This window comes from Faecalicatena contorta, assembly GCF_022835095.1.
Classification (GTDB): domain Bacteria; phylum Bacillota; class Clostridia; order Lachnospirales; family Lachnospiraceae; genus Faecalicatena; species Faecalicatena contorta.
The window spans coordinates 1897502-1922418 of record NZ_BQNQ01000001.1; the positions used below are offsets into that span (position 1 = coordinate 1897502).

At 47.4% G+C, this 24917-nt stretch carries 20 protein-coding genes and 1 riboswitch; of the genes, 14 read left to right on the plus strand and 6 right to left on the minus strand.

Translation table 11 applies throughout. The annotated features are described in order from the left end of the window. Nucleotides 1-54 precede the first annotated feature (54 nt). The 5 genes from MWG26_RS08505 (at nt 55) to MWG26_RS08525 (ending at nt 3415) form a co-directional block, all read left to right on the plus strand. Complete coding sequence (locus MWG26_RS08505) at nt 55-477, plus strand: RNA polymerase sigma factor (RefSeq protein WP_003500063.1); 423 nt, start codon at nt 55-57, stop codon at nt 475-477. Nucleotides 478-970: 493 nt separating this feature from the next. Beyond that, nucleotides 971-1174, plus strand: coding sequence for a hypothetical protein (locus MWG26_RS08510; protein ID WP_003500062.1), 204 nt, complete (start codon nt 971-973; stop codon nt 1172-1174). A 137-nt stretch (nt 1175-1311) separates the two neighbouring features. Beyond that, nucleotides 1312-1488: a hypothetical protein gene (locus MWG26_RS08515; RefSeq protein WP_003500060.1), complete on the plus strand. Its 177-nt coding sequence runs from the start codon at nt 1312-1314 to the stop codon at nt 1486-1488. An 88-nt stretch (nt 1489-1576) separates the two neighbouring features. Next, nucleotides 1577-3085 (plus strand): recombinase family protein, encoded by a 1509-nt coding sequence (locus MWG26_RS08520; RefSeq protein WP_003500058.1) that lies wholly within the window; start codon nt 1577-1579, stop codon nt 3083-3085. A 78-nt stretch (nt 3086-3163) separates the two neighbouring features. After that, nucleotides 3164-3415, plus strand: coding sequence for a hypothetical protein (locus MWG26_RS08525; RefSeq protein WP_244062714.1), 252 nt, complete (start codon nt 3164-3166; stop codon nt 3413-3415). Nucleotides 3416-3567: 152 nt separating this feature from the next. On the opposite strand, the gene MWG26_RS08530 is transcribed toward MWG26_RS08525, so the two are convergent. Next, nucleotides 3568-4173, minus strand: coding sequence for a manganese efflux pump (locus MWG26_RS08530; protein ID WP_025655537.1), 606 nt, complete (start codon nt 4171-4173; stop codon nt 3568-3570). A 111-nt stretch (nt 4174-4284) separates the two neighbouring features. Between MWG26_RS08530 and MWG26_RS08535 the strand changes: the two genes are divergently transcribed. The 4 genes from MWG26_RS08535 to MWG26_RS08550 all read left to right on the plus strand — a co-directional run bounded on the left by MWG26_RS08535 (nt 4285) and on the right by MWG26_RS08550 (nt 8012). Then, the gene (locus tag MWG26_RS08535; RefSeq protein ID WP_153917088.1) at nt 4285-5517 is read left to right on the plus strand and encodes a M23 family metallopeptidase; all 1233 of its coding nucleotides are present in this window, start codon (nt 4285-4287) and stop codon (nt 5515-5517) included. Between the two features lie 176 nt (nt 5518-5693). After that, a complete protein-coding gene (locus tag MWG26_RS08540) occupies nt 5694-6038 on the plus strand; it encodes a hypothetical protein (protein WP_025655613.1) in 345 nt (114 codons plus the stop codon). A gap of 264 nt (nt 6039-6302) precedes the next feature. Beyond that, nucleotides 6303-6385: riboswitch (NiCo riboswitch) on the plus strand. Between the two features lie 84 nt (nt 6386-6469). Then, complete coding sequence (locus MWG26_RS08545; protein WP_025655614.1) at nt 6470-7369, plus strand: cation diffusion facilitator family transporter; 900 nt, start codon at nt 6470-6472, stop codon at nt 7367-7369. A 70-nt stretch (nt 7370-7439) separates the two neighbouring features. Further along, complete coding sequence (locus tag MWG26_RS08550) at nt 7440-8012, plus strand: phosphatase PAP2 family protein (RefSeq protein WP_025655615.1); 573 nt, start codon at nt 7440-7442, stop codon at nt 8010-8012. Between the two features lie 218 nt (nt 8013-8230). On the opposite strand, the gene MWG26_RS08555 is transcribed toward MWG26_RS08550, so the two are convergent. Both MWG26_RS08555 and MWG26_RS08560 read right to left on the minus strand, forming a co-directional pair. Continuing rightward, entirely contained in the window at nt 8231-9847 is a 1617-nt protein-coding gene (locus tag MWG26_RS08555; RefSeq protein WP_025655616.1) for a CTP synthase, read from the minus strand. A gap of 149 nt (nt 9848-9996) precedes the next feature. Further along, on the minus strand, nt 9997-11475 hold the full coding sequence (locus tag MWG26_RS08560; protein WP_025655617.1) for a DUF1846 domain-containing protein: 1479 nt from the start codon (nt 11473-11475) through the stop codon (nt 9997-9999). Between the two features lie 140 nt (nt 11476-11615). Here MWG26_RS08560 and ftsH point away from each other — a divergent pair, with 140 nt between their 5' ends. The 4 genes from ftsH to MWG26_RS08580 all read left to right on the plus strand — a co-directional run bounded on the left by ftsH (nt 11616) and on the right by MWG26_RS08580 (nt 18098). Beyond that, nucleotides 11616-13637 (plus strand): ATP-dependent zinc metalloprotease FtsH, encoded by a 2022-nt coding sequence (ftsH, locus tag MWG26_RS08565; protein ID WP_025655618.1) that lies wholly within the window; start codon nt 11616-11618, stop codon nt 13635-13637. Nucleotides 13638-14076: 439 nt separating this feature from the next. Beyond that, on the plus strand, nt 14077-15957 hold the full coding sequence (uvrC, locus tag MWG26_RS08570; protein WP_117441035.1) for an excinuclease ABC subunit UvrC: 1881 nt from the start codon (nt 14077-14079) through the stop codon (nt 15955-15957). Between the two features lie 190 nt (nt 15958-16147). Continuing rightward, nucleotides 16148-17077, plus strand: coding sequence for an HPr(Ser) kinase/phosphatase (gene hprK / locus MWG26_RS08575; protein WP_025655619.1), 930 nt, complete (start codon nt 16148-16150; stop codon nt 17075-17077). Between the two features lie 79 nt (nt 17078-17156). Beyond that, nucleotides 17157-18098, plus strand: a complete 942-nt coding sequence (locus MWG26_RS08580) for an ROK family glucokinase (protein ID WP_117441031.1) — start codon at nt 17157-17159, stop codon at nt 18096-18098. Between the two features lie 177 nt (nt 18099-18275). Here MWG26_RS08580 and MWG26_RS08585 read toward each other — a convergent pair whose 3' ends face one another. Beyond that, nucleotides 18276-20822 (minus strand): transglycosylase domain-containing protein, encoded by a 2547-nt coding sequence (locus MWG26_RS08585; RefSeq protein ID WP_117441030.1) that lies wholly within the window; start codon nt 20820-20822, stop codon nt 18276-18278. A 170-nt stretch (nt 20823-20992) separates the two neighbouring features. On the opposite strand from MWG26_RS08585, the gene MWG26_RS08590 reads away from it, so the two are divergent. Further along, a complete protein-coding gene (locus MWG26_RS08590) occupies nt 20993-21637 on the plus strand; it encodes a YigZ family protein (RefSeq protein ID WP_025655621.1) in 645 nt (214 codons plus the stop codon). A 252-nt stretch (nt 21638-21889) separates the two neighbouring features. Here the strand turns inward: MWG26_RS08590 and hpf are convergent, their stop codons facing one another. Together hpf and typA are read right to left on the minus strand one after the other, a co-directional pair. Further along, complete coding sequence (gene hpf, locus MWG26_RS08595; RefSeq protein WP_025655623.1) at nt 21890-22447, minus strand: ribosome hibernation-promoting factor, HPF/YfiA family; 558 nt, start codon at nt 22445-22447, stop codon at nt 21890-21892. Between the two features lie 330 nt (nt 22448-22777). Continuing rightward, nucleotides 22778-24604 (minus strand): translational GTPase TypA, encoded by a 1827-nt coding sequence (gene typA, locus MWG26_RS08600; RefSeq protein ID WP_025655624.1) that lies wholly within the window; start codon nt 24602-24604, stop codon nt 22778-22780. Between the last annotated feature and the right edge of the window lie 313 nt (nt 24605-24917).

Below are 24917 nucleotides of genomic sequence, written 5' to 3' on the forward strand. Positions count from 1 at the left end.
CACCGCCTCCGTTTCGGCTACCCGTCAACCCGAACACCCGAAACGGAGGTATTTATGAAAGTTATCAATCTGCGGGATATTTACCCTCATTATACACAGGATTGTTTTGTTGAAGTAACTGACGAAGTGGCCGATCTGTTTTCCGAGTTCGACCACAAAGAAGCGGCTTACCGTCTGCGTACATACCGGCACAAGGCATACTACTCCCTTGACCGGAACGACGGTATTGAGCATGAGGCTCTTTTCGTTGCACTTTCTCCGCATGAGCTGTATGAGCGCAAAGTGACTATGCAGGAACTTCATGCCGCCATTTCCCGGTTGCCGAACAAACAGGCGAAACGTATTTACGCCCATTTCATTCTCGGCATGACCAAAAAAGATATTGCCCGGGCAGAAGGTGTCCATGAGAAAGTCGTGCGGGTCGCCATTGAGCGCGGTCTGCGGAGCCTGGAAAAAATTTTGAAAAAAGTTCTGTAAGGCGTACCGATTTAGACCAAAAAATGAAATGGTATATGAGAGGCAGTCAAAGCCTCGGGCCACATTGGCCCGAAGTTCGGACAAGCCTTACGCAGCTTGAAAACTGAATAAAAAGATACCCGGATACGAAGGGTGCTTGTGTCCAGTGACAGGCCCGCCATGATCTCTATTGTCAGAGGATAGAGGGAGCGATAAGGCCCATGCCGCAGGCGGGCCTTGGCAGGTCAGCCGGATAAAACACAAAATCCCGGATACTTGCGATTAGTCACAATCCGAGCGTGCAGCGGTGTTGCGAACCGTGAGCCGTCGCAGGTAATGAGATCGCCTTGCCATCAGAATGGGGAGAGCTGAAATGCTATGGGGAGGAACGCCAGCCGCCCGTCCGGTCTATCTGAAAAGCACTTTTGACCCGTGGGGACCCCGCCGCTATTCTGTCTAATGATAGAGCGACCTTTCCGGCGGGGCCCCATAATTTTATGAACAGGAGAACCTTATGAAGAAAACTTATCCGTCCATTCCGGGATTGGAACCGGACGCGTGGAGCAATGACGCCTGCCGTGGTTATGTGATTATGGCAATGCATGACTGTGGCTTCTCCCATGAGGATATTCGCCGTGTGGTACGGCAGCTTCACGAAGCCTTTGACTTCCATACCATCAACGAGGCCGAGCAAAAATATTATCATGGGGACTATTGACCTCGGGCCATGTTGGCCCGAAGCTGGGGAAAGCTCAAAGAGCGGCACCTTCCGGGGTGCCGTTTTTTGATGTTTCCCCATTCGGACAAGAGGGAGACTGGTCGGCATTAACCTATACTGGAAAAGGGAGGTTTTCAATGGTTCAAGCTGTTACATACCAAAGCGATAAGCAATCTGTTTATTTTCAAGGCAAACTCATTGTGCTGGAAAACCTGACGCCGATACTCTCCCCGGAGGAAAAGAAGAAGCGAAAAAGAGAAATCGAAAATAACCTGTACGATATATTCAGCAAGTACGGGGACAGGTTTCGCTAATCAATCGCAACATTGTCGTCCGGGGCTGCTAATGGTATAATATAGTTGTAAGGTTGGTAGCTCCATTCCATACGGAAAGGAGCCCAATATGGACATTATCAGAGAAGATTGTATTTACGCAAGGCAGTCAGTAGACCGAAAGGACAGTATCAGCATTGAAAGCCAGATTGACTTTTGCAAGTACGAACTGAAAGGCGGGAGCTGTAAGGTATTCAAGGATAAAGGCTATTCCGGGAAAAACACGGACAGGCCGGAATTTCAAAAACTGCTGGGAGAAATCCGAAAAGGCAGGGTACGGCGGGTAATCGTCTATAAGCTGGACCGGATCAGCCGCTCCATTCTGGATTTTGCGAACATGATGGAGCTGTTTCAAGAGTACGATGTGGAGTTTGTTTCCTCCACTGAGAAATTCGACACCTCGACCCCGATGGGACGGGCCATGCTGAATATATGTATCGTATTCGCACAGCTTGAACGTGAGACAATCCAGAAGCGCGTGACGGACGCCTACTATTCCCGGTGCCTGAAAGGCTTTCACATGAGCGGGCAGGCTCCATATGGTTATCAGTTGGAGCCGACAGTGGTTGAAGGTATCCGCACAAAAAAGATGGTTGCCGACCCCGTAGCCGCCGACCATGTACGACTGATGTTTGAGATGTACGCCGAGCCGGAAACCTCTTTCGGAGACATTACCCGCTACTTTGAGGAACAGGGTATCAAGATTTACGAAAAGTCAATGGTTCGGAGTTTCCTTTCCCAGCTTTTACGGAACCCTGTTTACGCACAGGCCGACTTGGAACTATATGAGTTTTTCAAGAGCCAGGGCGCGGCGATTGTCAATGACGCTTCCGATTTTGCCGGAACCAACGGCTGTTATCTCTATCAGGGCCGTGATGTAAAGGAGGATAAGGACAGGTGCCTGAAGGACCAGATACTTGTGATTGCCCCACACGAAGCACTCATACCGTCTGATGTTTGGCTGAAATGCCGGAAGAAGCTAATGATGAATAAGACCTTTCAGCAAGGCCGCAAACCCAAAAATACATGGCTTGCCGGAAAAGTCAAATGCGGGCGTTGCGGATATGCTTTGAAAGCAACCCATGTTCCGAACAGTCCGGGATATTTCCGCTGTACAAAACGGGCAGAAAATAAGGGCTGTCCGGGATGTGGGAAAATCCGAAAGACTGAATTTGAAGAATTTATCTTCAATGCCATGCGGAAAAGATTTAAGAATTTTCAAGTCCGGCATGACAGGGAAGAAAAAGTAAATCCGAAACTGACCGCCCATCAGATCGAGCTTGCACAGGTCGAGGCTGAAATTGAAAAACTGCTTGATACACTGACCGGAGCCAATGCGACACTGCTTGCCTACGCCAACAAAAAAATTGAAGAACTGGACACTCGCCGCCAGACTATTTCAAAGGCGATTGCAGAATTGTCCGTTGAAACAATGTCGCCCCAAAAGGAACAGGAGCTTTCTTATTTCCTTGACCACTGGGACAGCATTGACTTTGAGGACAAGAGAAAATCCGCTGACGGCCTGATTATTTCAATCAGCGCAACCAGCGACCACGTTCAAGTAGAGTGGAAAATCTGAACACTCTTGATTTTGCCACTCTACTTACTTTCAAATCTAACATTTCTTTTTAATCTTGTTTGTACCCCTTGTACACCGATGCTTAAAAAATGGATTGATACTCCGGAACTGGAGAAAAACCAGAAATTCATTGCGGATTGGCACTATTTTCTGAAGGATACGCAGTATATGCTTCAGAAGCCGGAGAATGAGGCGAGGAGAAAAGAAATCAGTATGTATATATTGACGAGCTTCTATATGATAGAGTATCGGGAAAATGAAGACTTCTATGCACAGGTGGAGAGAAGAATGAAACAGGGGAGGGAGAGTGTTGGTACGGGGGCGTTTTAGAAAGGGCCTCTGGCAGAATGCGGGATTCTGCGTGAGCCGGGGACTGAGGTAATTAAGGATAGAGTGTAAAAGGAAACCCAAAGCAAGTAAGATTTTGGTGCTGTGGGCTTCCTTTTCTCTATTACTTCCGGCTTTTGGCATGTAAAAGCGATTCAGGCAAGGAGTTCATATATTCCCAGGGCGGCCAGAATCAGGCCGGAGATGAAGTCGGCGGACTGGTCGGATATGTGTGGGACTTTTGTTTTACCAATCAGGTTGCCTGCATATAGGAAGATGACGGACACGACCAGGGACATGACAGCGGTAGGGAGTAATTTCAGTCCCGTTATGCTGGCTCCGATGCCCATGCCGAAGTTATTGATGGATAAGGCAAGGCCAAGGAAAAGCCCCTCCTTCATGGTAAGCAGGGAGGCTTTCGCAGGTACATTGTTTTGGGTTCCGGAACCGCATTCGTTCGACTTTACTTCAGCCTTTTTGATTTTTTCCCGGATATAGCTGAAAAAAGATTTTATGATATAGTAAAGGCCGAGTCCGATCAGAAGAGCACATCCTATGGCCTGTGTGGAAGAGGCCGGCAGAAACTGTGAGATTTGTGTGCCCATCAGTATGGCAATCACGGTGCCTGTCAGTGTCACGAGGCTGATGACAGTGCTCTTTAAAAGGTCGATATTGGATTTTTTGATTCCATAGGACATACCGACAATGAAGCTGTCTATATTTGCAGAAATTGCGAATAGAAGTGATGAGATTAGATGCATAATCTGCTCCTGACATCATAATTGTTGTTTGTATTCAGTATATTCAGAAGTATTTGTTGCGTTCATGGCGCATAAACTATTAAGAGTTTATCCTGGAAGGCGTCCAAATTTATGCGTAAACGATTGATTTCCCCGTTTGGGATTACTGTTGAAATTCTGCTGCTGTTTCTGGTTCTTTCTATCTGGCAGGCCGGGGATGCAGACGGAGAGAACGGGTGGAAGATAAGCAGAGGAGGTATTTCAGACAGCATTTCTGTCAATGCACAAAGCGGAACAGGAACCGGCTATTGGGAGAATGAAGTACAGAGAGAGGAGACGGAGCAAGGGGAGACACAGGAAGAAGATACACAGGCAGATGATTCACAGGGAAAGAACGGACAGGATCGAAATACGAAGGAAGAGGAGAAAAAAGACTTTATTAAATGGGTGGAATTTAATGTAACTTACGAAGCATTGAACAGGGCCTATACATATGATGTGGAAACCTATGAGGAGGACGTCCATCTGAGCTGGGTGGAGCTTCTGGCCTACCTGGGCGCGAAATACGGTGGGGATTTTACACGTTATTCGGAGCGTGATATGACAGAAGCTGCCGAAAAACTGTTGTCGGGCGATGTGACCATGGAAGAACTGACTGCAGGCATGCAGTATTACGGGTATTACCGGGAAGCGTACGGAGCTGTCCTGGATGGAATGGTAGGCGAATATGAGATTGAACGGCCGGCTGGGGAAGGGGCAGATAAAAAGGTCTGGAAAAAGTATTACGGACTGAAAGCTTACTGTCCAATTGCGAAGACATTTCCCTATTCGGATTACGACGACTTCGGGGTGTCCAGAAGCTATGGTTATCGGAGAAACCATCTGGGGCACGATATGATGGGGCAGGTGGGTACACCCGTGATTGCCGTGGAGTCGGGCTATATCACTGTCATGGGCTGGAATCAGTATGGCGGATGGCGGATCGGTATCAACAGCTTTGACGGTAAAAGATATTATTATTACGCACATCTCCGTCAGAATATCCCATTCGCGGAAAATCTGAAGGAGGGCGATGTTGTCCAGGCAGGTGATGTGATCGGTTACATGGGAAGAACCGGGTATAGCACGACGGAGAATGTAAATAATATTGATACTTATCATCTGCATTTTGGTCTTCAACTAATCTTTGATGAATCTCAGCGGGAGGGGAATAATGAGATATGGGTCGATGTCTATCCCCTGGTTAGATTTCTTTCTCAGAACCGTTCAGATGTACTGAGAAATGATGCCAATAAAGAGTGGTACCGACAATATAAGATGAAGGATCCGGCAGCAGATGCTTACATAAAGAGCAAAGAAGAATAGCAGCTAAACCACAGTACAACATAGTTTGGCTGTAAAAAACGAGATCATAGACGGATAAATCATGCGGGAAAACATTAAAAGACAGAAAAGATAACAAATAACTATAAAAATATTGACTAATTAAAGGATAAGGGATAATATAAAGATAACAGAAAAGGCAGAAGGGAGTGGAAGCTATGTTAGAAAAATTTATGATCTTATTCATCTCCGCAGCAGCGTTGGTGATCGTCTGCTGGATACTTGCAGAATACTGGCTCCGCTCTGTCAGGAAGCTTTCAGTAGAGAAAATTTCCAATCTGAGCATCTGGAACAGAATGGTATACGCTTTCGAAGATTTCTGCGGAGGAGTAAACCATAAAAAAGACTTCCGCAGGATGCGGATCGGAGAAGAACTAGGGAGCGTACACAGAGACGAAGAAATCAGTCATTACAGACAGGCGGAGACATGCAGGAAAGAAGACTGCAGAGAGAAAGACATCTTCAAAAAAGAGAGAAAATACAAAATGAAGGCAAATATGTAGTGCGGCTAAAATCGACCCCCTCATAAAGAGGAGGCTGTTACAGAAACCTGTTTTCCGTAACAGCCTCCTCTTATTAGTTTATGGCAATCATTTCCAGCAAGTTTTTAATACTATAATTGTATCATCTATGAATTGCTTATTTATAAAATACCGGTCTATGATTTATAATTGATCATTTTTAAATAATAATTTTATATAAATATTGACAAAAAGAGTACGACTGCATATTATAAATAGAAACTCTTTGCACTGCATATTATAACTACAGTACAAACTGAGCAGGTTATGTAACACATGACCGGGCCGCCAGACAGCGGCAGCAGATAAAAGACATCTGCGGAACAGTTTTCGTTTTTTGTTCCGCAGGTGTCTTTTTTGTGAATATTCTGAAAATGGAACGCAAAGGGGTCAGACCCCTTGGGAGGCTAAGTATGAATGAACCAAATAAGATCGCTATGCGCGTCTCAATTGTAAGCATTGTGGTAAATGTCATTTTGTCTGTTTTTAAGCTGCTGGCTGGCCTGCTGGCTGGCTCGGGTGCTATGGTGTCCGATGCGATTCATTCGGCATCGGATGTCTTCAGCACGGTGATTGTTATAATTGGGGTGACTATATCCGGCAAAAAGTCCGATAAGGAGCATCCCTACGGGCATGACAGGATGGAATGCGTGGCTTCGATTCTCCTGGCTGTGGTTCTGTTTGCGACAGGGCTTGGAATCGGAGTAAATGGGATAGAAAAGATTGCGGGGGGCGGGATGGAATCGGCAGCAGCCCCTGGCAGACTGGCGCTTGCAGCAGCTGTCATATCAATCGTTGTGAAGGAATGGATGTACTGGTATACAAGGGCTGCGGCAAAGAAAATTAATTCCGGTGCGCTGATGGCGGACGCGTGGCACCATCGTTCGGATTCCCTCTCCTCGATCGGAGCTTTTGCGGGGATACTGGGTGCCCGCCTGGGATTTCCGGTTCTGGATCCGCTGGCAAGTATTATTATCTGTATATTTATTGGGAAAGCTTCCTGGGATATCTTCCATGATGCTATGAACAAGATGGTGGATAAATCCTGTGATGACAGGACAATTCAGGATATGAGACAGTCAGTCTTGGAAAACCCTGGGGTAGCAAAGATTGATGAAATGAGAACCAGAATGTTTGGCGCAAAGGCCTATGTGGATATAGAAATTGCTGCGGATGGGAATCTGACATTAAATGAAGCGCATAAAATAGCCGAAAGCGTTCATTCGAGGATTGAAATGGAGTTCCCGGAAGTCAAGCACTGTATGGTCCATGTTAATCCTCTGAATGAAAGGGCGATGAAAGAACTGCCATAGACAGCCTTTCCTGCGTATGTTATACTTTTAAATTATTATGATACATAAAATCAACTCGAAGGGAGCATTTATGGATTTTCTTTTACAGCTAGACGGAAATATCTTACTCGCGATCCAGGAATATATCCGGCATGACTGGATGGATTCCTTCTGGAAGTTTATCACGTCACTCGGAGATTCAGGCTGGTTCTGGCTTACGGTCTCCCTCCTGCTGCTGATCCCCCGGAAGACGAGAAAAGCAGGGATTACCGCTATAGCGGCCATAGCAATCGGAGCGCTTATTACAAACGTAACACTTAAAAACCTGGTAGCCAGGACCCGCCCATACGAAGTCGTGGAGGGACTGACTCTCTTAATAGGGAAGCAGCATGATTATTCATTCCCATCCGGCCACACATGTGCATCCTTCGCCGCGGCGCTTGTCTATTACCGTATGCTTCCCAGATTCTGGGGCACAGCCTCCGTAATACTGGCGGCCCTGATCGCCTTTTCACGTCTCTACGTAGGAGTACATTACCCCAGCGACGTAATAGCCGGGCTGTTTATAGGAGCATTCGCGGCATGGGCAGCCGCCAGGATAATTGCGGATGTCGAGAAGAAGGGTGCGGAGCGCCGTAAAGAAGGTGAGCCCGGCTCCCACTGAAGGGTACAGCATATTAAAACCCTTGTAAGGAACTAATCAGGGATGTGAAAAAAACAATCAGTCAACAGCAAAAAACATCTTCATCCAACAATATCCGCATTAGCCAATCCAATCCGCTTCTCCCGCTGAATCTCCCCGAGGAGTGGATCACTAAGCCAGGATGAACCTAGCCTGCACGTGCAGAGACCTCCTTGGCCCCGTACGTGCAGGCGTACACTTTACTCCCCCCGCATCCCACTCCTCAAATGAGCCGCCTCCACAAACCCCTTGAAGAGAGGATGCGGCCTATTCGGCCTTGATTTTAGTTCTGGATGCGCCTGTGTCGCAATGAACCAGGGATGATCCGGAATCTCGAGCATTTCTACAATCCTGCCGTCCGGTGAAAGCCCGGAGAGTATCATGCCGTGCTCTTCCAGCGCCTCTCGGTAGTCGTTGTTTACTTCATAGCGGTGGCGGTGGCGCTCTTGGATTTCTTCTTTCCCATATAAACGGTATGCCAGTGAATCCTTTTTGAGAACGCAGGGGTATGAGCCAAGGCGCAGAGTCCCGCCTATATCTTCGATGCCGATCTGATCCGGCATGATATGGATGACGGGGTGGGTAGTGTCAGGCTGCAGTTCCATACTGTGCGCATCGTTGTAACCGAGAACATCTCTTGCAAATTCCACGATGGAAAGCTGCATCCCCAGGCAGAGGCCCAGGAAGGGGATGCGGTTGGTCCGGGCATACCGGATTGCCTCAATCATTCCTTCTATGCCTCTGTCGCCAAAACCGCCGGGAACAATGATTCCGCTGACATCGCTGAACACCTCTGCGGCATTATCCGCAGTGACTGTCTCGGAGTCCACCCATTTGATATTAACGGTCGTATGGCTGTAGATTCCGCCGTGCTTCAGCGCCTCAACAACGCTGATGTAGGCGTCATGGAGCTGGATATATTTTCCTACAAGGGCAATGTGAACCTCCTGGGTTGGATTGCGGAGGTTGTCCACCATCTCGGTCCAATCTTTCAGATCTGGTTCCGGACAGTCGAGATGCAGGCATTCACATGCAACCTGGGCCAGATTTTCCCGTTCCATGGCGAGGGGAGCTTCGTATAAATATTCAACATCGAGGTTCTGGAGTACATGATTTGCAGGAATATTGCAGAATAAAGAGATCTTATCCTTCATGCCGGCGTCCAGAGGATACTCGGAGCGGCAGACAATGATATCCGGCTGTATGCCCATTCCCTGGAGCTCTTTCACACTCGCCTGGGTCGGCTTTGTTTTCATCTCCTGTGAGGCTTTTAGGTAGGGAATCAGGGTTACATGGATCAGAATAACGTTATCACGGCCTTTTTCGTGCTGGAACTGCCGTATGGATTCCAGAAAAGGCTGGCTTTCGATATCGCCGACGGTTCCGCCGACTTCTATAATGGCGATCTCAGTGTCTTTGGCAGCAGGATTGCGGTAAAATCTGCTTTTGATCTCGTTGGTGATGTGAGGAATAACCTGTACCGTTCCACCGCCAAAATCACCACGGCGTTCTTTCTGTAAGACAGACCAATAAATCTTTCCTGTTGTTACATTGGAATTTTTCGTCAGGCTTTCGTCAATAAAGCGTTCATAATGTCCCAAATCCAGGTCCGTCTCAGCGCCGTCATCCGTTACGAATACTTCACCGTGTTGTACCGGGTTCATTGTTCCAGGGTCAATATTGATATAAGGGTCAAACTTCTGCATTGTCACAGTATATCCACGTGCCTTCAACAGGCGGCCAAGTGACGCAGCGGTAATTCCTTTTCCGAGTCCAGAAACAACTCCACCGGTAACAAATACATATTTTACTGCCATATAATCCTCCTTGTATGAAATCTGTGCCTAAAAAAATACTTAAAGAGTATACACCAATTTCTACAAAAAATACAGTTTTTTTTCAAGTACATGGAAAAACACTTGGAGAAAGGAAGCAGCCGTTCAGATTTGTCTGAACGGCCGTTTGATTAGTGGTAAATATGGTCTGTCTCGTAAACAGCCTGGCAGGTGAGCTGTACGCCCAGCTTTTTGAAGGTTTTGATATCCACATCCGAAAGCATGACCGAGGTGTGTGCCTGACAGCCTTCCAGTTTCGGCAGCTGTTCCAGCGCTTTTCGGGCCATATTACTGTTGGCGGCGCTGGCGGAAAGGGCGATCAGAACCTCATCCGTATGCAGGCGAGGATTCTTGCTTTTCAAATAATCGACCTTGAGTTTCTGGATCGGCTCAATGGATTCAGGAGAAATAACATGCAGTTCGTGGTCAATTCCCGCGAGTTCCTTTAACACATTTAAAAGGAGAGCCGCAGAGGCGCCCAGCAGATTGGTTGTCTTGCCGGTGATCATGCGCCCGTCATCCAGTTCCATAGCCGCCGCAGGCCCGTTCGTCTCCCTGGAGCGTTCCAGAGCCTTTGCAACCACTTGGCGGTCCTGGACGGAGACATTCGCCTGGTTCATGAGGAGTTCGATTTTCTGAGCCTCCTCCTCGGAAGTTGTCCCCATCAATAAAGAATTCAGTGATGCAAAATATCTCCGGACAATCTCCTGCCGGGATGCCTCACGACAGATTTCATCGTCGCAGATACATTTGCCGGCCATGTTTACACCCATGTCGGTTGGGGATTTATAGGGGCTTTTTCCGTAAATTTTTTCAAAAATTGTGTTTAAAACAGGGTAAATTTCCACATCCCGGTTATAATTCACGGTAGTTACGCCATAAGCTTCCAAATGGAAGGGATCAATCATATTGATATCATTCAGATCCGCGGTGGCGGCCTCATATGCAAGATTAACCGGATGCTTCAGAGGCAGGTTCCAAATGGGAAATGTTTCAAATTTGGCATAGCCTGCATGAATTCCACGTTTATGCTCATGATATAATTGTGACAGGCAGGTCGCCATTTTCCCGCTTCCAGGGCCGGGAGCGGTGACAATCACGAGGGGACGGGACGTTACAATATAATCGTTTTTGCCGTATCCGTCATCGCTGATAATCAGAGGGATATTAGAAGGATAACCGTTGATGCAGTAATGCATGTATACAGGGATATCCAAATTCTCAAGGCGGTTTTTGAAGAGGACGGCGCTTTCTTGTCCGGAATATTGTGTGATGACAACGCTTCCTACATAAAGACCGTTTTCACGGAAAGAATCCATCAGCCGGAGAACGTCGGAATCGTAGGTAATGCCCAGATCTCCGCGAACCTTATTTTTCTCAATATCACGTGCGCTGATCACGATGACAATCTCAGCCTGGTCGCTGAGCTGCTTCAGAAGGCGCAGTTTACTATCCGGAGCAAAGCCAGGCAGCACTCTGGCAGCATGGTAATCATCAAATAATTTTCCCCCAAATTCAAGGTAGAGCTTGTTGTCGAACTGGTTAATCCTCTCGCGGATATGTTCTGACTGCATAGATAAGTACTTTTCATTATCGAATCCTATTTTCATTTTCACATTCCTTTTCATGACATATTTCGTTCTCAGTATACTATAAAATGCCCTGTGTTTACAATATTTTCATAATCTTTTTATTGATTTATATGGAACCTGTACTTATAATGGGGATAGTGGATTTTAGGAGGCATAGAATGGACAATCAGAATAACAAGAATAATAATAATCCTAAGAACAATAAGCAGGGGTGGGGAGTGATTCTCGTAACCACGCTGCTGACTGTTTTTATTGTAATGGGATTGTATTCAATGATGCAGGACAAGAATCCTGCGGAGTTGAGTTACGATGAGTTCCTTACAAAGGTAGATGACGGAGAAATTGAGAAAGTAACGATTGATTCATCAAAGTTATATGTTACTTTAACAGATGAGGCAAGAAAAAATGAGAAATCGGATAAAAAGACTGCGGGCGGTGATACGCCGAAGGACGCGTCGGATCTGATCAATCAGCTTGAACAAAAAAGCGGAGAAGAGGAGCGGGCACCGGACTATTATGTTGTCCGTACAGCTGATGAAAAACTGGTGGAACGGCTTCATAAAGCGGGGGTTCATTTTGAGCAGCAGATGCCCGACACAGCCTCTTCTATGATATTTGAGATATTTATCACCGTTGTGCTGCCGATCATTATGATCGTAATCCTGTTCAATTTCCTGATGAAACGAATGTCAAAGGGCGGCGGAATGATGGGAATCGGCAAGAGCAACGCCAAGGTTTATGTGGAGAAGGAGACTGGCGTCACTTTTCAGGATGTTGCAGGTCAGGATGAAGCGAAGGAATCTCTGCAGGAGGTGGTAGACTTTCTGCACAATCCGGGCAAATACACGGGAATCGGTGCGAAGCTGCCAAAGGGAGCTCTGCTCGTCGGCCCTCCCGGTACGGGGAAAACGCTGCTTGCGAAGGCGGTGGCAGGTGAGGCAAAGGTACCGTTTTTCTCACTGTCGGGTTCTGCATTTGTAGAGATGTACGTTGGTGTCGGTGCATCCAGAGTGAGGGATTTGTTTAAGCAGGCACAGCAGATGGCGCCGTGTATCGTATTTATCGATGAGATCGATGCAATTGGTAAGACACGTGATACGGCCATGGGCGGTAATGATGAGCGTGAGCAGACACTGAACCAGCTTCTGGCGGAGATGGATGGGTTTGATACCAACAAGGGCCTTCTGCTTCTGGCGGCAACGAACCGACCGGAGGTACTGGATCCGGCGCTGTTGCGTCCGGGCCGTTTTGACCGCCGCATCATTGTTGATAAGCCTGACTTGAAGGGGCGTGTGGATGTCCTGAAAGTACATTCCAAGGATGTTAAGATGGATGAGACTGTGGATCTGGAGGCGATTGCTCTGGCAACCTCAGGTGCGGTCGGTTCCGATCTGGCCAATATGATTAATGAAGCTGCAATTAATGCCGTTAAGAATGGACGACATGTGGTCAGCCAGAAGGATTTGTTCGAGGCTGTAGAAGTGGTGCTGGTTGGTAAAGAGAAAAAAGACCGCATTATGAGTGAAGAGGAGAGAAAGATCGTATCCTACCACGAAGTAGGCCACGCGCTGGTGAGCGCCCTGCAGAAAGATGCGGAGCCGGTGCAGAAGATTACGATTGTGCCCAGAACGATGGGCGCTCTGGGATATGTGATGCAGACCCCGGAGGAGGAAAAGTTCCTTAATACCAAAAAAGAGCTGGAGGCCATGCTGGTTGGTGCACTGGCAGGGCGTGCGGCAGAAGAGCTTGTGTTTGATACGGTAACAACAGGGGCTTCCAACGATATTGAACAGGCGACGAAGATTGCCAGGGCAATGATCACACAGTATGGTATGTCCGACAAGTTCGGGCTGATCGGGCTGGAATCAATTCAGAACCGCTATCTGGACGGACGTCCGGTTATGAACTGCGGGGAAGCCACGGCTGCTGAGATAGACGGCGAAGTCATGAGCATGCTGAAAAATGCTTACGATGAAGCAAAACGTCTGCTGGGTGAGAACAGAGAAGCACTGGACCGCATTTCTGCATTCCTGATCGAAAAAGAAACAATTACGGGAAAAGAGTTCATGAGAATATTCCGTGAAGTTAAGGGAATTGAGGAGCCGGAACAGGGTGAGGAAATAAAAAAAGAAGTGCGTATCGCTATGAAGCCAGTTGAGGGAGAGGCGGACGCGCAGTAACCGTTTAGGCCTGCCTGAACGGTACCACAAGGAATCCGGAGGATAAGGAAAGTTAGAATGGATACTTGAAAAAAGTTTTGCCGGCATGTATAATTTATCTAGTACATTAAAAAATAAGTTAATTATTATTCAGTGTACTAGGCTTAATCAGTGGATTGCCGTTCAGTGATTGCCGATAACTGTTCTTTACAGTTATATAAGCTATCCTCTCTGCCAAGAGGATAGCTTTTTGTATAATAGGAAAGTGCTCGGCACTTTTCAATTATATAAAACCCTCCGGGGGGGGGATGCACATGCCGCATTAAACTAAATAGCCGCAAAGCGGCATCGCGGCGGTACTAAAGTGTGCAGGCTCACTTTGATTTTGATTCTGGAATTCTATTTTCACTTCCTATATTTTCCCTTCACAAATCCCTCGTTAGGCCTTATAATAAATGGCATGGATAATTATAATTTTGACATACAGGAAGAACTGAAAAAGCTCCCGGCGAGCCCGGGAGTTTATATTATGCATGATGAAAAAGACAATATCATATATGTGGGAAAGGCAATCAGCCTGAAGAACAGGGTGCGCCAGTATTTTCAGAGCAGCAGGAATAAGGGGGTTAAGATTGAACAGATGGTCACTCATATCCGTCGGTTTGAGTATATCGTAACGGATTCTGAGTTAGAAGCGCTTGTTCTGGAATGCAACCTGATTAAAGAGCACCGGCCCAAGTATAATACGATGTTGATGGATGACAAGACCTATCCTTTTATCAAGGTGACGACCAACGAGCCGTTTCCCAGGGTGATGCTTGCGAGAAAGATGCTGAAGGATAAGGCAAAGTATTTTGGGCCTTATACCAGTGGTCTGGCGGTCCGGGACACCATAGACCTGATTCATAAGCTTTATCATGTGAGGAGCTGCAATAGAAATCTGCCCAAGGATATTGGAAAAGAGCGGCCCTGTTTGAACTATCATATTAAGCAGTGCGATGCGCCGTGTCAGGGATATATTTCCCGGGAGGAATACGGGAAATCCATCCAGGAGATCATACGGTTTTTGAACGGGAATTTCGACAGTATACTGAATGACCTGGAAGAGAAGATGAATGCGGCCTCGGAGGCTCTGGAATTCGAGAAGGCGATTGAGTACAGGGAGCTGCTGAACAGTGTGAAAAAGGTATCCCAGAAACAGAAAATCACGGACAGCAGCGGAGAAGACCGTGATATTCTTGCGGTGGCATCCGAGGAGGAGGACGCTGTTGTACAGGTGTTCTTTATCCGGGGCGGAAGGCTGATCGGGCGGGATCATTTTTATCTCCGTATTTCAAAAGACGAACAGGAAAGTGAGATTCTAGACAGTTTTATCAAGCAATATTATGCAGGCACTCCATTTATCCCAGGAGAACTGATGCTTCCTGCCGAGCTGGAGGATGTGCACCTGCTGGAGGAATGGCTGAGTGCGAAGCGCGGAGGAAAAGTGACCATCCGGGTGCCCAAAAAGGGGACGAAGGAAAAACTGGTAGAACTGGCGGCAAACAATGCCAGTCTGGTTCTGAGTAAAGACAAAGAACGGCTGAAGCGCGAGGAGGGCAGGACAATCGGTGCGGTCAAAGAGATTGCCCGCCTTTTAGATCTTGAAGACATCAGCCGTATGGAGGCATTTGATATCTCTAACACAAATGGATTTGAGTCAGTCGGCTCCATGGTGGTATATGAGCGTGGAAAACCCAAACGAAATGATTACCGGAAGTTTAAGATAAAGGGGATCCAGGGGGCCGATGACTATGGCAGTATGAGAGAGGTACTGACAAGAAGATTTAGGCATGGACTAAAGGAGCGGGAAGAGAGCCGGGAATTGGGCGGTTTTACTGCATTTCCGGACCTGATCCTTATGGACGGAGGTAAGGGACAGGTAAATGTAGCCCTGCAGGTACTCGAAGATCTCCGCCTGAATATTCCGGTATGCGGGATGGTGAAGGATGATTACCACAGGACAAGGGGATTATATTACCATAACGAGGAGATTCCGATTGATAAGTCCTCTGAGGCGTTCCGGCTGGTTACCCGGATCCAGGATGAGGCTCACCGTTTTGCGATTGAATATCACAGGCAGCTCCGTGGCAAGGGACAGGTACATTCGATACTGGATGATATTGACGGCATCGGGCCGGCCAGAAGAAAGGCCCTCATGCGCCATTATATGAGCCTGGATGCCATTAAGGCCGCATCGGCGGAGGAGCTTGCGAAAGTTCCCTCCATGAACGAAAAATCGGCAGAAGCGGTATATGCTTTTTTCCATCATGCAGGGGAGCAGAAAGAGGAACTAGAATAACTACTTACGGGGCAGTGCACGGTAACGATTTAAATACGAGGAATTAAATGCATTTTGATAGAGCTTTTATGAAACTATGGTTTATGGTATAATAACCGCATGAGGATCAATCTGCCGTCGGATGGAAGCAGTTTTGTGCAGATTTGTGATGTCTGGCTGTGCAGTGAATATAAGAGAAAAGGAGATAGCTATGGGACATGGTGTAAAGCTACAGGAAATTGTCGAGAAAATGAATTTAAAGAATCTGACCCCCGAGGTTGAGCTTTTAGGGCGGGAGGTGAATGTTCCGGATATCAACAGGCCGGCGCTGCAGCTTACCGGATTCTTTGACCATTTTGACTGCGACAGGGTACAGATGATCGGATACGTAGAGTACACATATCTGCAGACACTGGAGGAGGAAAGAAAGCTTCAGATATATGATGAATTCCTCAGCCATAAAGTGCCGTGTATTATTTTCAGCAGAGACATGGAACCGGAGGAGATACTGCTTAAAAAAGCAGTAGAGCATGATGTTCCTGTATTTGTAACTTCAAAATCTACGTCTTCATTTATGGGAGAAATTATCAGATGGATGAATGTAAAACTGGCGCCTTGCATATCGATTCATGGCGTGCTTGTTGATGTATATGGTGTAGGTGTTTTGATTATGGGTGAGAGCGGAATCGGCAAGAGCGAGGCTGCACTCGAATTGATTAAGCGGGGCCACCGCCTGGTGACGGACGATGTGGTGGAGATCAGGAAGGTCAGCGACGATACGCTTGTCGGAGCTGCTCCCGATATTACAAGGCATTTTATAGAGCTTCGCGGCATTGGTATTGTAGATGTGAAGTCCATGTTCGGCGTACAGAGTGTCAGGGAAACCCAGAATATCGACCTGGTTATTACTCTGGAAGACTGGAACAGGGACAAGGAGTATGACAGACTTGGGCTGGAAGAGAACTATACGGAATTTCTTGGCAACCGTGTTGTATGCCATAGTATTCCGATCCGTCCGGGCCGTAACCTTGCAATCATAGTGGAATCCGCAGCGGTTAACCACAGACAGAAACAGATGGGATATAATGCGGCACAGGAATTATACAAACGTGTCCAGGAAAACCTGACAAAAAACAGATAGTCAGCATAGAAAAGATACTAATCACGGCTTAGGCCGTGATTAGTAACATAGAGAATTGAAATCAGACAGGAGAGTTAACATGAAGTATTGTTTTGGCATAGATGTTGGGGGAACTACCGTTAAGATGGGATTATTCGAGGAGAGGGGAAAGATCCTTGATAAATGGGAGATTGTGACGCGCACAGAAGAGGAAGGAAAAGCCATTCTTCCGGATATTGCCGCATCGATTCTGGAAAAGATTGAGGAAAAGGGACTGAAGAAGGAAGATATCGTGGGAGTGGGAGTCGGCGTGCCGGCCCCTGTAACAGAAGAAGGGATTGTAGATGGCACCGCGAACCTGGGATGGAATTATAAAAATGTCAGAAAAGAGCTGGAAGAGCTTACGGGGCTGTACGCACAGATTGGGAATGATGCCAATGTAGCCGCCCTTGGAGAGATGTGGAAAGGCGGCGGAGCTGGCCAGAAGAATATGGTAATGGTTACACTCGGGACAGGCGTCGGAGGCGGAGTTATCATCGGCGGAAGAGTGCTGACCGGTGCTCATGGAGCGGGCGGTGAAATCGGTCATATCTGTGTGAATTATGAGGAGACAGACACTTGCGGCTGTGGAAACCACGGCTGCCTGGAGCAATATGCTTCGGCGACAGGAATCGTTAGGCTGGCGAAAAAGAAACTGGTAGCTGAGACGAGAAACACAATGCTTCACCTGGAAAGCGTCTCTGCAAAGGACGTATTTGATGCGGTTAAGGCAGGGGATGTTGTGGCTAAGGAGATTGCGGAGGAATTTGGCCAGTATCTTGGCCATGCCCTTGCAAATCTGGCAGTTGTGACAGATCCTGCAGTCTTTGTAATAGGGGGCGGCGTGTCCAAAGCAGGAGATATGCTGATTCCTTACATTGAGAAGCCATACCTTGAACGGGCATTTTTTGCAAATAAGAATGTAAAGTTTGTGCTCGCCACACTGGGTAATGACGCGGGTATTTGCGGTGCAGCTAAGCTGGTGCTGGGGGATCGGGCTTAGAGGGATATGGCAGTGGGCCTGCGGTATGGAAGCAAGGCAGGTCTATTGAAATGTAGTATGGCGGTGCAACAGCCGGGAATAAAATGAAAGCCAACATGTTCATCATGCTGGCTTTCATTTTATTCCCGGCTGTTATGCCGTAAAAGACGGATCTATCAGTGTTCTGTTGCGAAGGAATTATTCGGCAGGAGGTTCTTCTCCGCCTCCGGCATCCGGCGTTTCGGCTCCACCACCTTCATTACCGCCGCCTTCATTGCCGCCGCCATCCGGCGGTGTGACACTTCCTCCATTTTCATCCGGATTCTCGGGATTTTCATTCTTTTTATCATCGTCTTTGTTTTTATCTTTGTCTTTCTCGTCGTCCTCTTTTTCCTCTTTCGGCACATAGTGTCCGGAACAACTCTGTGACGGAGCGGTTCCTTTTGCAAAGTATTCGGTCAGAGGAGGACAGGTTGCCGTAGCCAGTAACCCGGTCTGCGTACAGATAGTCTTCTGTTCAACGGAGGAAGGCATAGTGAAATCTTTATACTCCAGACCTTCATGAACCCGTTCCATGATGTTCTTCCACATAACCTCATGCCATGCCTGATCCATATTGCTCATCGGCTTATTAGAGTCGTAGCCGCCCCAGACGGAACATGTGTAATATGGCGTATAAGCGGAGAGCCAGAGGTCAGTACTGTTTTCGGTTGTACCAGTTTTGCCGGCTGCAGGCATGCTGTATAATCTTGCGGCAGTACCTGTACCACGGGTGATAACGTCCTGCATTGCACTTGTAAGAAGCGCTGCAGTTGAGTCTTTAATGACCTGATGAGTTGCAGGTTTGGTGTTGTCCAGGAGCACATTCCCGTCCTTGTCCAGAACCTTTGTGTAGAGGATCGGCTCTGTGTAGGTACCGTTGTTTGCGATCGCTGCATATGCCGCGGTCATTTCCAGGTTGTAGATACCGCGTGTGATTCCTCCGAGTGCTGTGGCCTGTGCCACATCGGTGAATCCCGGATAGTTGTCATCGTCGTTATTCACCAGAGTGGTAAATCCAAAGTTCAACAGATAGTCATAACCTGTCTGTGGGCCGATGGCTGTCAGTGTCTTAACCGCGCAGACATTCATAGAATGCTCAATTGCATAACGCACGCGTGTGCTGCCGATATACTGGTGATCCCAGTTGTTCACGGGTTTTCCGCTCGCATAGCTGAAAGGCTCATCTACGATTGTAGTTGCAAGTGTATAACCGCCAGAGTCCATGGCGGGCGCATAGGTTGATAAAATTTTGAAGCAGGAACCGGGCTGTCTTGTCGAATCGGTTGCTCGGTTAAGGGAAAGGCTCGTTGTCTTTTCACCACGGCCGCCCACGATTGCCTTTACCTTACCTGTATATTGATCCATCAGGACCACGGAGGTCTGAGGCTGCGGGGTGATATCTTTATTTTCAATTATGGTATCTTCTTCTGTAATGCCAAGTGTGCCTTTATATTCCGCAATTGCCTGTTCAGCTTCATCAGGGGAGGAGAATACTAGCGGGAATTCTCTTCCCCATGCGTTGCGGATATACTCTCCAAGCATCTCCTTGCTGTAATTATCTGAGTTTCCGTCAGGATGTGTAACAGTCAATGCATATTCAAGTCCATATTCAACGGTGTAGGGATAATTGTTCGGATTGGCAACCTCCTCGTCACAGATATTCTGGATTGCAAGATCCTGGGTTGCTGTGATTGTCAGGCCGCCGCTGTAAAGCAAGTTATATGCCTGCGTCTCAGTATAACCCTTGCGTTCCCTGAGATCGTGGATGATCTGCTGTGTAAGCTCATCAACAAAATAGGAATATGGGGTGTTATCGGTAGCATCCTGTGAAGTTGCTTTGATTCTGTCATATACCGGATCGGCTTTGGCCTCATCATATTCTTCCTTGCTGATATAGCCCTGATCCAGCATGTTTTTCAGTACTTTATCCCGCCTCTCGGCATTAGCCTCCGGAAAATTCACCGGATCATAATCCGTAGGATTCTGTGTAATACCTGCCAGGACGGCACACTCGGAGAGGTTCAGTTCGGATACGTCCTTGTCAAAATAGCGTTTTGCCGCTGTCTGTACGCCGAGGCAGTTCTGCCCAAGGTTGATGGTGTTCATATAGGCTTCCGCTATTTCTTCTTTGCTCATCTGCTTTTCGATCTCAACGGCCAGATACTGCTCCTGCAGCTTTCTTTCCAGCCTGTCATAGAATGTCTTCTCTTCTGTAAAATTCGGGAATACGTTGTTTTTAATCAGCTGCTGGGTTAGTGTACTTGCACCCTCTGAAAAATTACCCGAGGTCACGCCGACAACAGCGGCCCTGAGGATACCCTGCATATCAATCCCGTTGTGCTTGTAGAAACGTTCATCCTCAATAGCTACAAATGCATGCGTCAGATTGATCGGAATGTCATCGTATGATTTATAGACACGATTAGATCCCTTTTGACGGAACTTATCCAAAAGTTGTCCGTCTTCCGTGTAAACAAAGGAAGTGGCTCCGGAGGGCTTGACCATGTTAGGAGTCACTTTTGGGGCATCATCTATAATTTTTTTGACAAACAGACCGACTCCTCCGGCCCCGATTACTGCAATGAGTAAGACGCAGATCACAAGAGCTTTGAAAAAACGGACGCCAACCCGCTTCTTTTTCATATTCTTTTTTGAAGAGATATTCTTCTTTCTCTTATCGAGATTTTCTTTTCCGTAATTCATGAATCATATCCTCCTTTAATCATTCCACTCATTATATCAAATTTACCTGCTTAAATAAAGAAAAAATAGGAAAAGTTCATATTTCTAAAAAAATCTTAATAATTTCTTGTGGTTTTCTACAGTTCTGTTATATTCTATTTATGATTACTAAAGAAACCGAGGTAAAGCCGATGAACTATAAAACAGTATATCAGGGAGCCTCTGCGGAAATCGTCGAAAAAAAGTCACGTTTCATAGCCGATGTATTTCCTGTCTCTTCCGCAGAAGAGACAACGGAGTACCTGGAAAAAGTAAAAAAGCAGTACTGGGATGCCAGGCATCACTGCTGGGCCTATGTAATCGGTGTTGAAAATGTACAGGAGCGCTGCAGCGACGACGGAGAGCCGAGCGGAACCGCAGGCAAGCCCATTCTCGAGGTTATAAGGGGACAGGGCCTGCACAATGTGCTGATTGTCGTCACCAGATACTTTGGAGGCACGCTGCTTGGAACAGGGGGGCTGGTGAGGGCATACACAGCAGCATCGCGGGAAGGCCTGTCTCACAGTAAGATTATAACCAGGATTTACGGATTTAAACTGAAAATAAGCACGGATTACACCGGCCTGGGAAAAATACAATATCTGCTTGCACAAAAAAATATCCCGCTGCTCGACACCGCATATACCGACTCCGTAGATATCACAGCCCTTGTATCCCAGGAGGAAGAAAAACATATCACCAAAGAAATCATAGAAGGAACAAACGGAAAAAGCCAGATCCAAAAAGAGGGGGAGTGCTGGTATGCGGTTGTGGAGGGGGAGGTTGTTTTTGAGTGATGGGGCCGCATCAAGGCAAAAGAGTTCCCCCTGCCGCTTGGGGAGCAGCGGCGGGGGCAGCGGATGGAGCATCCTGGGTGCGGCAGATTGGGAGGGCCAGGGATGTCAGGGATGGAAAGCGTACCGCATACCCAATTCAATCCGGCCCTACCGTCAGATCCCCCCAAAAAGCGGAGGTTCTGCAGCCGGATGAAGCCCACTCCACATTCCGCTTAGGCGTCCCTCAGCCACAACAGCCCCCGCTCCCAAAATCTAATCGAATTCAGGTTCTATGAGTCCAAATGACCCGTCTTTCCGTTTATAAACTACGTTTACCTCATCTGTCTCAGCATTGCAGAATACGAAGAAGGAATGCCCTACCAGATCCATTTGGATGCAAGCGTCTTCCGGATACATTGGCTTGATTCCGAAGCGCTTTGTCCTTACAATGCGGATCTCGTCATCCTGCTGTTCGCTGTCTTCTGATTCAAAGAATTCTTTTTTGAAGTTGCTTCCGCCGGCAGAGGCTGTTGGGTGCCCCTGGCTCTTTGCAACCAGTTTATTTTTATACTTGCGGAGCTGTCGCTCGATTACTTCCTCTACGAGGTCGATGGATACATACATATCATTGCTTGTCTGCTCGGAGCGGATAATATTTCCCTTTACCGGGATTGTTACCTCGATCTTTTGTCTTTCTTTCTCTACACTGAGCGTTACGATAATTTCTGTTTCAGGAGTAAAATACCTTTCGAGTTTTCCCAACTTGTGTTCAATAGTGTCTTTTAAGCCTGGTGTTACGTCGATGTTCTTTCCACTAATAATAAATTTCATGATGCTCAACTCCTTTTGTTCATATTATACAGACAGTCGTGTGTTTACTGCTTGTATTATGTAAATATTATAGCATGTAAAAACTTTATTGTATAGAACGAATCACTTCAATTCTTCTAATTTTTCCCAACGTAAGCTTTGCCATTCGGAGCCCAAACTGTGGGGAATTGATGCATGCACTAAACGAATACAGAACGAGGGGGGATGATTGTATCTTATTGTAAAATCTACTTATAAAATAAAAAGTCCTCCCGGCGGGAGGCGCTCTGTGGCGAGAGAGACAGATGCCGCAGTGCGGCCGCCACAGGCGCGTGTTTCATAAGCCTGATTCTATTTTGCATTACTTCTTTTGCGCATTCTGGAATCCAGGATTTTCTTGCGGATACGCAGTGACTGCGGCGTAACTTCGAGCAGTTCGTCGGTATCAATGAAATCCAGCGCCTCTTCCAGGCTTAATATGCGCGGCGTAGTGAGCCTTAATGCTTCATCCGCGCTGGAAGAACGGGTGTTGGTCAGATGCTTGGTCTTGCAGACATTTAGTTCGATATCTTCAGCTTTCCCATTCTGGCCGATTACCATACCTGCATATACTTTTTCACCAGGGCCGATAAATAAGGTGCCTCGCTCCTGGGCGCTGAATAATCCGTAAGTTACAGACTCCCCATTCTCAAAGGCAATCAGGGAACCCTGCTTGCGGTACTGAATATCCCCCTTGTAGGGCGCATAGCCGTCAAAGCTGGTGTTGAGGATTCCGTTTCCTTTTGTATCGGTTAGAAATTCTCCTCTGTATCCGATCAGCCCTCTGGATGGGATGGAAAATTCCAGACGTGTATAGCCGCCGTTGGAGGCGCCCATGTTCTGCAGTTCCCCCTTGCGCTGGCTCAGCTTGTCGATGACGGTTCCTGTGAATTCGTCGGGGACGTCCACATAGGCAATTTCCATGGGTTCCAGCTTTTTGCCGTTTTCATCCGTCTTGTAGAGGACCTCTGCCTTGCTTACGGCAAACTCATAGCCTTCGCGCCTCATATTTTCGATCAGGACAGACAGGTGCAGCTCGCCGCGTCCGGATACCTTGAAGCTGTCTGCATTTTCCGTTTCCTCCACGCGGAGGCTGACATCGGTGTTTAACTCTCGGAACAGTCGGTCTCTGATGTGGCGGGAGGTGACATATTTTCCCTCTTTGCCGGCAAAAGGGCTGTCATTGACGATGAACTGCATGGATATTGTGGGCTCGGAGATTTTCTGGAAAGGAATCGCTTCCGGGCAGTCGGGAGAGCAAAGGGTGTCCCCTATGGAAATACCGGAGATACCGGAAATGGCTACGATAGAACCGATGCTTGCTTCTTTGACTTCCACCTTGCTGAGGCCGTCGAATTCGTACAGCTTGCTGATCTTTACCTTTTCCAGTTTATCCGGATCGTGATGGTTTACAAGTACCATATCCTGGTTGACGGAAATAGTACCGTTATCTACTTTTCCGACCCCGATCCGTCCCACGTATTCGTTGTAATCAATGGTACTGATCAGTACCTGTGTCGGTGCTTCCGGGTCGCCTTCCGGCGCCGGGATATAGTCCAGGATTGTTTCAAATAAAGGCTGCATGTCCTTCTCATCATCAGTCAGGTCCAGCACGGCAATTCCGGACTTGGCGGAAGCATAGATGAAGGGACAGTCCAACTGCTCATCGGAGGCGTCCAGATCCATGAAAAGTTCCAGCACTTCGTCGATGACCTCGTCGGGCCTTGCCTCTGGCCTGTCTATTTTATTGATGCAGACGATAACAGGCAGTTCCAGCTCCAGCGCCTTGCGCAGCACGAATTTGGTCTGTGGCATAGCCCCTTCAAATGCATCCACAACGAGGATCACGCCGTTGACCATTTTGAGGACGCGCTCTACCTCGCCGCCGAAATCAGCATGTCCGGGCGTATCGATGATGTTGATTTTGGTTCCTTTATAGAAGACGGCAGTATTTTTGGAGAGAATTGTGATGCCCCGTTCCCTCTCGATGTCATTGGAGTCCATGACACGTTCTGCGACTTCCTGGTTCTCGCGGAAAACACCGCTCTGTTTTAAAAGTTCGTCGACCAGGGTGGTCTTGCCGTGGTCAACGTGGGCGATAATCGCGATATTTCTAATATCTTCACGTTTTGTTTTCATAATTTTCAACACTCTTTCCTACTTATGTTATGTGGTTACAACTTTTTTATTCTATCACAAAAAATTACGGAAGGGAAGGTACATTTACAGAAAGAAGCGGGAGCGGAAGCTCACATATCACTATTCACGGGGCCGTGCACCATGCTGCACGGCATCCGGGACAGTAAAATGATGGAGCGGGCATCTGGAGCTTCGCCACAGTAACTCTAAATTTACGATATTCTTCATGGTATTTGGACAATTTTCGCCTGGATCTTAAAACTTTGTCGAACGATTCAGACCTGTTTTTCGTTCTAAAGCATAAGTCATGTTC